We start from the raw sequence: 10,941 nt of genomic DNA, 5'->3' as shown, positions 1-10,941 counted from the left end.
TGTACATCTGTTTTGGTATCTTCTTCATTGCTGGTCTTTCCAAAGGATCGTTGATTTTACGTTACCTATGGAAGACTAAATTTCGGGGGAAGCTCAAACAGAGACTTCGGTGTGAATAGCGAAGCGCCCGACGTCGTCATGCTGCAATCGTGATGTATTAATATCAATAACTGGCGAGGCCATCTGCTTGCCTGAATCCGCAATGCAAGATGCAAGGCAAAAGGCAGTCTAACAAGCAACCGAACAAGCAACCGAACAAGCAACCGAACAAGCAACCGAACAAGCAACCGAACAAGCAACCTGAGAACCCGTCCAAGACGACCCGCGTGAAATGTGGTCCTGGCTTACGCTATCATTGAGCATCATCGCCACGCCGCTGGCGCGTCACTTGCTGTAAACTTACACGATGCAAACATATCTTTTCGTTCTGGTGGCGCTCTTATATACAGGCTGCACCTTTTTGCCATCCATCCGGCGCCAGACTATTTCGGTAGTCGTTGCCGCCGCCTGGTTGTTGCATGGCGGCGTGCTGTGGGCCGACGTGGTGGGGCCGGAAGAGTTGCGTGTCGGGTTCGCGGTGATGCTGTCGGCAACTTTATGGGTGTCGGTGGCGGCTTACTGGTTGGAGAACCGCAATTACACACTCGACGGGCTGCGGGTTCTGGTGCTGCCCATAGCGGCCGTGGCGGCCGTGCTGCCGCCAATCTTCCCCGGTAATATGGTGCCGCTGGATGATAAATCACCGGTATTTTTATGGCATATCGTGATTTCCATCCTGGCCTACAGTACGCTGACCATCGCCGCCTTTCATGCGGTCTTGATGGTGTTGCAAGAGTCGCGACTGCATACCAGTCCGGGTGGCGTCAGGGGCGGTTGGTTCGGCATGGCGCTGGACCGCTTGCCGGCCTTGCTGACCATGGAAAAATTATTGTTTCGGCTGATCGCATTCGGTTTTGCGCTGCTGACGCTGACGGTACTGTCTGGCGTGGTGTTCTCCGAACAGTTGTTCGGTAAAGCGTTCAAATGGGACCACAAGACCATTTTCACCATGCTGTCGTGGGCCTTGTTCGGCTTGTTGCTGGCCGGTCGCAAGTGGCAAGGCTGGCGCGGCCGCACGGCGCTGAGTTTTACCTTGACCGGTTTTGCCATTTTGCTACTGGCATATGTCGGGAGCCGTTTCGTGCTTGAAGTTGTATTGCATCGGGTATTGGTATGAGATTCGTTATTTTGGTTGTTATCCTGCTGGCCGTGATTGTCTGGTTCCAGCGTTTGAAAAAAAATCTCGGCCGTGATCGCTCGTCGTCTGGCGGCGACTCTTTTCCCGGTGCCATGCCTGCATCTGCCGCGCCCGAGCCGACGCCGGTCGAGGCGATGGTCGCTTGCGCCCATTGCGGCATGCATTTCCCGGCATCAGAGGCAATTGCCGATTCCTCCGGCGCGATATTCTGTAGCACCGAACATCGCCGGCTTCATGCTTCCTAAGTTTCTCGGTTGCTTGGTTGGCACGCCGCCTGGCGCATCGAGCCCGCATGGCTCAGGCCAGCGGCGCACGATGCCATGAAGGTGATTTCCCGATTGTTGCAAGACAGGATAAATACGCATGATCAACGCTAGGCGCCTCCAGCCCAATGATAAACCTGAGACTTTCTGGCGCTCGGCGCAAACCTTCAATGTGACCCGAATTGTCGTGGCGATGGTGATGCTGGCCTACCTCAGCACCCAGAGCAAAAACGAAATCTGGTTCTCTCAACTGTTCACCAGCCCGGAAACCTGTAGTGTTTACCTGCTCTGTGCCATCCTGTTCGCATTGGTGACGGCATATCACCGGCGACACTACATGTTGCAGATCGTGCTGCCGATCAGCGTCGATATCGCCGCGGTATCAATACTTTATGTTGGTGCCGGCGGTGCCAAAGGCGGTCTGGCGATTCTCTACCTGTTTTCACTTGCCGGTGCCGCGATCCTGGCGCCGCTGTTGGTAGCGCTGGTGTTCGTCTCGGTTGCGACCATGGTTTTGCTCGCGGAGACCGGATACCAGATATTGCAGTCGACACCAGATATTTCGACCATGCACGCCGGTTTGTACGGCAGCGCATTTTTCTTTTCGGTGCTGGTCATTAATCGTCTTGCCGGCAAGTTGATCAAGCAGGAAGAGCTGGCGACTCAGCGCGGCAGGGATCTGCGGGTGCAAATGGACATTAACCGCATAGCCATCCAGGATATGGGCGACGGTTTGCTGGTGGTCGATCCGGTGGGGGCGCTGATCATGGCTAATCCGGCCGCTGAACGCATGCTGGGTTTGTCGCTCACTAATGAGGAGCCGCGCCTCAAACTCAGCGATTCGACGCTGCTGGCGCCGATTGCCGAAGCGTTGTTTAGCTGGCAGGCGCGGGTCAGCGATTTACCCGGCAACGTCTCGCCGATTGCCGGCGAGGCGGTATATGTCAACATCAAGCACACCGAAGATCTCGGGCCGGATGCCGCGACTCTGGACTGTAGCGGACGGCGCGAGCTGGTGGCGCATTTAAAGGTTCGCTTTGCGGCCGTCCGCATGAGTGATTTGAGCGAATATCGCGCTGTCATCTTTCTGCAAGACGTCAGCGAAATCGAAAACCAGGCGCAGCAGCTCAAGTTGGCCTCGATGGGACGCCTCACCGCCAGTATCGCCCATGAGGTACGCAATCCGCTGGCCTCGATCTCCTATGCATCGACCTTGCTGTCAGAAGAGGTAATCAACCAGTCGCAGGAACGTCTGCTGGCGATTATCGATGACAATGTGGCGCGCCTGAATCGCATGATCGAAGATATTCTCAAGCTGTCGCGCAAGGCTCAGCGGCAGCTTGAGCCGATCTTGCTGGCTCCGCTGCTGCAAGACATCGTCAATGAATTCCGGCAAACCCATGCGGTGGCGGCCGATAGTATCGCGCTGCAGATCAATGCGGCGGACCGCCATCAGGTCTGGTTCGATCCCTTGCATCTGCGCGAGGTGGTGGCCAATCTGCTATCAAATGCGGTGCGTTACTGTAGCGGCAGGCCGGGTGGGGTGCGCCTGCATGTGATGTCTAGCGTCGCCGGTCGCCTGGAGCTGCGTGTGCAGGATGACGGCGAGCCGATTTCTCCGGCAGTGCGTTCCCACTTGTTTGAACCTTTCTACACCACGTCTAGCAAAGGTACTGGACTGGGATTGTTTTTAGCGCGGGAATTATGTTTGAATAACGGTGCGCTGCTCGATTATGAATACCGGCATGATATTCAAGGACAGAATTCCAGCCACGTTAGCGGCCGTTTTGTTATTGCGTTTGCTCACCGTGATCCCGTGTAGTCAATTGATTGGAGTGTGTAAGCTCCGTTATGCTGTTCCTTGATGATTAAACTGACTGAAAAAATAACATTGCCATGACTTCACCTCGTATTCTGGTCGTTGATGACGAAGCCCATCTGCGCGAATTGCTAGAAATCGCACTGGTCAAAATGGGACTCGACGTCGACAGCGCCGAGAACCTGACCGAGGCGCGGGCCCATTTGGCGCAGCGCGACTATGCGCTAGTGCTGACCGACATGCGTTTGCCGGATGGGCTGGGGATTGAACTTGTGCGTGAAGTGAGCAGCGGCGAAAAAGCCATCCCGATCGCGGTGATCACCGCCTACGGCAGCGCCGACAATGCCGCCATGGCGCTCAAGGCCGGCACTTTTGACTATTTGGCAAAACCGGTGGCGCTTGATCAATTGCGCCTGATGGTGCAATCGGCGTTACGTATCGGGACACCGGCCGAGCAGAACCGTCCGCAGCCGGATACGCGCGGGCGCGGCAGTTCTGGCTTGCGCCTGATTGGCCAGTCGGCTGTGATGCAGGAGTTGCGCGACCAGATCGTCCGTCTGGCACGCAGCGTGGCGCCGGTAGCAATCACCGGCGAGTCCGGCAGCGGCAAGGAGTTGGCCGCGCGCGATATTCATGCGCTTAGTCCGCGTGCCGACAAGCCCTTCGTTGCCGTCAATTGCGGCGCAATCCCGGAAGCCTTGATGGAAGCCGAATTCTTCGGCTATCGCAAAGGCGCATTTACCGGCGCCACCGATGACCGCGACGGTTTTTTTCAGGCTGCCAATGGCGGCACCTTGTTGCTCGACGAGGTGGCCGATCTGCCGCTGGCGATGCAGGTCAAGCTGCTGCGAGCGATCCAGGAGCGGCGCGTGCGTAAAGTCGGCGCCACGACGGAGGAGGCAGTTGACGTGCGTTTGATCAGTGCGACTCATCAGAATCTGGCAGAGTGTGTTGAATCAGGTAGATTTCGGCAGGATTTGTACTATCGTTTGAATGTCATTGAATTAAAACTACCGCCTCTGCGAGAGCGACTCGACGATATCGGGCTGTTGGTCAAGGCAATCCTGGCGCGTCTGTCGGTATTTGCGCCGCAAGCAGAGCAAGCCAGTCTGACGCCGGCAGCATTGGCTGCCTTACGCGCCTATGCGTTTCCCGGTAACGTGCGCGAACTGGAAAACATTCTGGAGCGTGCGCTGGCTTTTGCTAACGACGGCTTGATCGAAGTTGCCGATCTTGGCTTGAAGGGAGCGGCGGGCGCGATGCCGTCCGAGCCGTCGAGGTTCGATGATCCGGAGATTGATATCTCGGTGGGCGCTGGGGGGGCGACCGTCAGCGCCATGCCGGGGCCTCCCGAGGCGGCGGTAAACAGCACCGTGATACAGCGTAGCGGCCAGGAATTGCCGCCGTCGCTGCCGACTTATCTCGACGACATCGAACGCGATGTCATTCGGCAAGCATTGGCGCGTACCCATTTCAATCGCACCAAGGCGGCCGATTTGCTGGGTATCAGTTTCCGCCAGTTGCGCTACCGGATGCAACGATTATCGATTCATGAGCAGGATTAAGCGGATGAAGAAGGTTAATTTATTTAATTGATTGTGACCATGACGGAGCGGCAAAGTAATGCGGGATTAACGGTGCGCCCTCACTTTGAGGTTGGTGCTGATGGCTGGTGCTGCTCCGATGAAGTGGTGCGCGTGGCATCGCCGAATTGCGATGCCAGGCCTGCCGGCTGTGACGCCGATCTGTTGGTGATTCACAATATCAGCCTGCCGCCGGGCCAGTTTGGCGGCCCCTACATTGTCGATCTGTTCAGTAACCGGCTCGACTATAATGCGCATCCTTATTTTGAGCAGTTGCGGGCGCTGCGGGTCTCGTCCCACTTCCTGATACTGCGCGACGGCGGCGTGGTGCAGTTCGTGTCGGCCAACGAACGTGCCTGGCACGCCGGGGTATCAAGGTTCGAGGGGCGCGAACGGTGCAACGATTTCTCGATCGGGATTGAGTTGGAAGGCAGCGATGTCGAACAATTTTCCGATCTGCAATACCAGACCCTGGCAACATTGACCCATGCGTTGCGCTTGCGTTATCCTCTCGCCGCGGTGGCTGGGCACCAGCATATCGCGCCGGGCCGGAAGACCGATCCGGGAACGTTTTTCGACTGGGCCCAATACCAGCAAGCCTTAGCCGGACATAGGCCGCAAGTGCCCGGTAAGTCGCAACTTCGCTTTCCGGTCATAGACTGAAAAAGTCAATTGCATTCTTGGTTTTTGCGCATAAAAAAGATCGCTTTTATAGATTGCGTCAGCGACTTCCAGGTACTACAATTAGTAGAAATAAATTCCAGAAAACTATATGTAGTGTTTTCTGTCTCGTATTTGGCTGTTTTGTTGTCTGTCTGCATATTTGAATGCTTTATCTTGTACTTATATAGATGTAGCTGCAGATGTCGGTGCCGGATAGGCGGCAGGACGCTTTCCCAGTTGGTCGAGTTTGCTGTCAGTAGTCTGTCAGTGGTATTTGGCAGGCTTTTTTGGCGCGCTTTTTTCATCTTGTTTTCAACGTATTTTCAACACTTAAGCTAGTGCATTTTCAGTCATTCCGTTTTGATGTCAGTCATGAGGGGCCAGTCTTGTCGCTACAGCATGAAGGCAGGACCGGCATAGCGAGTGACTGATGTAGAAATGGCATGTGTTGTATCTGCACCGCTGAACCGTTGTCGGTTCAAAGGTTCTCATTAATAACAGCAGGCGGAATGAGTTCGCCTGCTTTCACAGTCTCGGGAGGCTCAGTGCAATCTACTCAAGAAATTTCCGTCAAATCATCAGCCGATGTTGCTGGTGTTACGTCATCGGCCGGCAGCGGCTCTCCCGTCAAGGTATCCGGCAGTTTCGGCGACTACCGGATCATTCGCCGTAATGGCGCCGTGGTGGGTTTCGAGCCATCCAAGATTTCGATCGCTGTCACCAAAGCTTTTCTCGCGGTTAATGGCGGCCAAGGTGCGGCCTCTGCGCGCGTGCGCGAACTCGTTGAGCAACTGACCTCGAATGTGGTTGCAGCGCTGGTGCGCCGGCAGCCGAACGGCGGCACGTTCCATATTGAAGACATTCAGGACCAGGTCGAGTTGTCCCTGATGCGCTCCGGCGAACACGATGTGGCGCGCGCCTACGTGCTGTACCGCGCCAAACGCATGGAAGAGCGTTCGCAGCAGCAAAACGGCAGCAAGGCAGCCGCCGATGTCACCGAATTGTTCGTCACGGAAGACGGTCAGCGCCGCGTGCTGGATATGAATCAGGTGCGTGGCCTGATTACCGCCGCCTGTATCGGTCTGGAAAAACACGTCGACGCTGAAGCGATCCTGGCCGAAACTGTCAAGAATCTGTACGACGGCGTGCCGGTCGAAGAGCTGCACAAATCGGCGATCCTGGCGGCGCGTGCACTGATGGAAAAAGACCCTGCGTACAGCACGGTCACGGCACGTCTGCTGATGCATACGATTCGCAAGGAAGTGTTTGGGAAAGAAGTAGCGCAAGCTGACGCTCCTGCCGAATATCTTGAATATTTCCCGAAATTCATTAAAAAAGGGATTGAAGCAGATTTACTCGATGCCAAGCTAGGGCAATTCGACCTGGCGTTGCTGGGTCAAGCATTGCAGCCGAAGCGCGATCTGCAATTCGGCTACCTCGGTCTGCAAACGCTGTACGACCGTTACTTCCTGCACATCCGGGATATTCGTATCGAAATGCCGCAGGCGTTTTACATGCGCGTGGCGATGGGCCTGGCATTGAATGAAGTCAATCGCGAAGCGCGTGCCATCGAGTTCTACAACCTGCTGTCGAGTTTCGATTTCATGAGCTCGACACCGACCCTGTTCAACTCCGGCACCCAGCGCTCGCAACTGTCGTCGTGCTACCTGACAACGGTGGCCGACGATCTCGACGGCATCTATGAAGCCATCAAGGAAAACGCCTTGCTGGCGAAGTACGCCGGCGGCCTCGGCAACGACTGGACGCCGGTGCGCTCGCTGGGGGCCCACATCAAGGGCACCAACGGCAAATCGCAAGGTGTGGTGCCGTTCCTGAAAGTGGTCAACGACACCGCCGTGGCGGTCAACCAGGGCGGCAAGCGCAAGGGTGCGGTCTGCACCTACCTGGAAACCTGGCACATGGACATCGAGGAGTTCCTCGACCTGCGTAAAAATACCGGTGACGATCGCCGTCGCACCCACGACATGAACACTGCCAACTGGATTCCAGATCTGTTCATGAAGCGCGTGATGGAAAAAGGCGAGTGGACCCTGTTCTCGCCAAGCGATACGCCGGACCTGCATGATAAGGTCGGCAAGGCTTTCGAAGCCGCCTATACTGGCTACGAAGCCAAGGCGGCGCACGGCGAACTGCGCCTGTTCAAGAAAGTCCAGGCATTGGATTTGTGGCGCAAGATGTTGTCGATGCTGTTTGAAACCGGCCACCCATGGATCACTTTCAAGGACCCATGCAACATCCGTTCGCCGCAGCAGCACGTCGGCATGGTCCACAGCTCAAACCTGTGCACCGAGATCACGCTCAACACCAATGAATCCGAGATCGCGGTCTGTAACCTGGGCTCGGTCAACCTGCCGGCGCACATGAAAGACGGCCAGCTGGATCGCGTCAAATTGCAGAAAACCATCAATACTGCGATGCGCATGCTGGATAACGTGATCGATATTAACTATTATGCAGTCAAGAAGGCGCGTGACTCTAACCTGCGTCATCGTCCGGTTGGTCTCGGCATCATGGGTTTCCAGGATTGTCTGCACATGATGCGCGTGCCTTATGCATCCAAAGAAGCGGTCGAATTCGCCGATCGTTCGATGGAAGCGGTCTGTTTCCACGCCTACTGGGCATCGACCGAGCTGGCGCAAGAGCGCGGTCGTTACAGCAGCTACCGCGGCTCCTTGTGGGACCGCGGCATCCTGCCGCAAGATTCGCTGAAACTGCTGGCTGAAGAGCGCGGTGGCTATCTCGAAACCGACCTGTCCGAATCCTTGGACTGGACTGAACTGCGCGCCCGCATCAAGGAGTTCGGCATGCGCAATTCGAACTGCGTAGCGATTGCACCGACAGCGACGATCTCTAACATCATCGGTGTATCGGCATGTATCGAACCGACTTACCAAAATCTGTACGTCAAATCGAACCTGTCGGGCGAGTTCACCGAAATCAATGAATATTTGGTGCGCGACCTGAAAGCGCGCGGTCTGTGGGATGAAGTGATGATCTCCGATCTCAAGTATTTCGATGGTAGCCTGGCCAAGATCGATCGTATCCCGCAGGATTTGCGCGACATCTATGCCACGGCATTCGAGGTCGAGCCTTCCTGGCTGGTGGAGGCGGCATCACGTCGCCAGAAGTGGATTGACCAAGCGCAATCGCTGAATATCTATATGGCGGGCGCATCCGGCAAGAAGCTCGATGAAACCTACAAACTGGCATGGTTGCGCGGTCTGAAGACCACCTACTATCTGCGTACCATTGGCGCAACGCATACCGAGAAGTCGACGTCGAAAACCGGCGCGTTGAATGCGGTGGCGGTAGACGGCGGCATCAGCGGTGGTGCGGCTGCAACATACGGCACTGCAGCCGTGGACGCAGCGCCGCAGGAACTGGACGGTCCGGCATGCACAATGCGTCCTGGTGATCCGGGTTTTGAAGAGTGCGAAGCTTGCCAGTAATTAGGTGAGTAATTAGGCCGGCAAGTAGTTATCTGGAGACAGAGGCGCACAGCGAGTCGTTAAGAGCCGCTATAGCGTGGCGCAGCAAACTTGCCGCGCCTCTGCATCCAACTCATTAGTTAAAACGTATAAATTGCAAAGAAAAGTAGGGCGGGCAGTAAGTTTGCCCACGCGTTACTGAAGTAAGCGTGATGACAGAGTTGACATCACGCGTGGGCACAGTGCTCACCCTACAAAGATAAAGGAATAAAGAATGCTCTCCTGGGATGAAGAAAAAAGTTCGGCGCCCGCTGCTCGTACCCCGTCGGCACAGCCAGGGTTTGCCCCCTCGGCTCGCCCGCAAATGTCCGATACTGCTCTCAACCCGACAATGATGGGACAAGCCACTGCTGCGCCTGCGGTCGATACCACGCACCGCGTCAATGCTGCCGACAAGCGCATCATCAACGGCCACACCGACGTCAACCAACTGGTGCCCTTCAAGTACAAATGGGCTTGGGACAAGTACTTGGCGGGTTGCGCCAACCACTGGATGCCGCAGGAAATCAATATGCAGCGCGATATCGAACTGTGGAAAAATCCCAACGGCCTGACTGAAGACGAACGCCGTCTGGTCAAGCGGAACCTCGGATTTTTCGTTACTGCCGACTCGCTGGCCGCCAACAATATCGTACTCGGCACTTACCGTCACATCACTGCGCCGGAATGCCGCCAGTACCTGCTGCGTCAGGCTTTCGAAGAAGCCATCCACACCCACGCGTATCAATACATCGTGGAATCGCTCGGCTTGGACGAGGCAGAAATATTCAACGCTTATCACGAAGTCAAATCGATCCGCGACAAGGACGAGTTCCTGATCCCGTTCATCAATACCCTGACCGATCCTGAGTTCAAGACTGGCCCCATTGAAAACGACCAGAAACTGCTGCGCTCGCTGATCGTATTCGCGTGCATCATGGAAGGACTTTTCTTCTATGTCGGTTTCACGCAGATCCTTGCGCTGGGCCGTCAGAACAAGATGATGGGCGCCGCCGAACAGTATCAATACATCTTGCGCGACGAGTCGATGCACTGCAATTTCGGGATCGATTTGATCAACACGATCAAGATGGAAAATCCGCATTTGTGGACATCGGAATTCCGTGATGAGATTAAAGCGTTGTTTTTAAGCGCAGTAGAGTTGGAATATCGCTACGCAGAGGATACAATGCCGCGTGGAGTGCTCGGTTTGAATGCGCCGATGTTCAAAGGATATTTGCGGTTCATCGCAAATCGCCGCGCGCAACAGATCGGACTGGACCCAATGTTCCCTCAGGAAGAAAATCCCTTCCCCTGGATGAGTGAGATGATCGATCTGAAAAAAGAACGTAACTTTTTTGAGACTCGTGTCATCGAATACCAAACCGGCGGCGCACTGAATTGGGAATAAAGGCTTCAGATCTCGGACAAAAATAACGAGATGGATGGACGAGGTAGATGGAGACCTGCAGCGCTTAGTACATAAAAAGACTGCGCAACTGAAAGGTGATTTCCAAATTTAATGAACAGTCAAAGACAGCTTCGTTCTTATCTGTTGTCGCCGCTTACCCCGATTCAATCGGGTTTGGCGGCGTTTTCTTTGGGAAAAGCAAAGTGTCTCCGCAATAGAATTCCGACGCCGGCGTAACCGCCGCGTTTTTTGACTCTGAAGCGCGGCAGATACGTGCTGCGACAGAGTAGGGGTCAATGATGGCTGAAGTGCTGCATCAATGAGGGGATGGGGCAGTTCAGTTGGTGCCGAATTCATTAGCACAAGCAGAATTGATTGTGCCGATGAATAATCCGCCGTACCCATCGCGATGGGTTCGTCGGGTTTCCAACTTGGAGCTTGATTTTTTCCATCTCGTGAAGGAGAAACAAAATGGCA

7 protein-coding genes are annotated in these 10,941 nt (G+C 55.3%); all 7 read left to right on the top strand.

What is annotated here, in order from left to right; translation table 11 throughout:
• The first annotated feature begins 406 nt into the window (after positions 1-406).
• The 7 genes from ACIQ0R_RS07720 to ACIQ0R_RS07690 all read left to right on the top strand — a co-directional run bounded on the left by ACIQ0R_RS07720 (position 407) and on the right by ACIQ0R_RS07690 (position 10,464).
• Positions 407-1,216 carry an inner membrane protein YpjD gene (locus ACIQ0R_RS07720; RefSeq protein ID WP_395825816.1) on the top strand — a complete coding sequence of 270 codons (810 nt, stop codon included), beginning with the start codon at positions 407-409 and terminating at the stop codon, positions 1,214-1,216.
• On the top strand, positions 1,213-1,482 hold the full coding sequence (locus tag ACIQ0R_RS07715; RefSeq protein ID WP_395825812.1) for a PP0621 family protein: 270 nt from the start codon (positions 1,213-1,215) through the stop codon (positions 1,480-1,482). Before ACIQ0R_RS07720 ends, ACIQ0R_RS07715 begins: the two co-directional genes overlap by 4 nt.
• 118 nt (positions 1,483-1,600) lie before the next feature.
• Complete coding sequence (locus ACIQ0R_RS07710; RefSeq protein ID WP_395825809.1) at positions 1,601-3,322, top strand: sensor histidine kinase; 1,722 nt, start codon at positions 1,601-1,603, stop codon at positions 3,320-3,322.
• A 74-nt stretch (positions 3,323-3,396) separates the two neighbouring features.
• Complete coding sequence (locus ACIQ0R_RS07705; protein WP_395825806.1) at positions 3,397-4,884, top strand: sigma-54-dependent transcriptional regulator; 1,488 nt, start codon at positions 3,397-3,399, stop codon at positions 4,882-4,884.
• Positions 4,885-4,923: 39 nt separating this feature from the next.
• The gene (ampD, locus tag ACIQ0R_RS07700) at positions 4,924-5,565 is read left to right on the top strand and encodes a 1,6-anhydro-N-acetylmuramyl-L-alanine amidase AmpD (RefSeq protein WP_395825802.1); all 642 of its coding nucleotides are present in this window, start codon (positions 4,924-4,926) and stop codon (positions 5,563-5,565) included.
• Between the two features lie 545 nt (positions 5,566-6,110).
• Positions 6,111-9,035, top strand: a complete 2,925-nt coding sequence (locus ACIQ0R_RS07695; RefSeq protein ID WP_395825799.1) for a ribonucleoside-diphosphate reductase subunit alpha — start codon at positions 6,111-6,113, stop codon at positions 9,033-9,035.
• A 253-nt stretch (positions 9,036-9,288) separates the two neighbouring features.
• Positions 9,289-10,464 (top strand): ribonucleotide-diphosphate reductase subunit beta, encoded by a 1,176-nt coding sequence (locus ACIQ0R_RS07690; protein WP_395825796.1) that lies wholly within the window; start codon positions 9,289-9,291, stop codon positions 10,462-10,464.
• The last annotated feature ends 477 nt before the right edge of the window (positions 10,465-10,941 follow it).

The sequence above is a fragment of the Collimonas sp. genome (assembly GCF_044339385.1).
Lineage (GTDB): Bacteria > Pseudomonadota > Gammaproteobacteria > Burkholderiales > Burkholderiaceae_D > Collimonas.
Note: the sequence above shows the minus strand (reverse complement) of the source record. Positions and strands in the feature narration are given on the sequence as shown.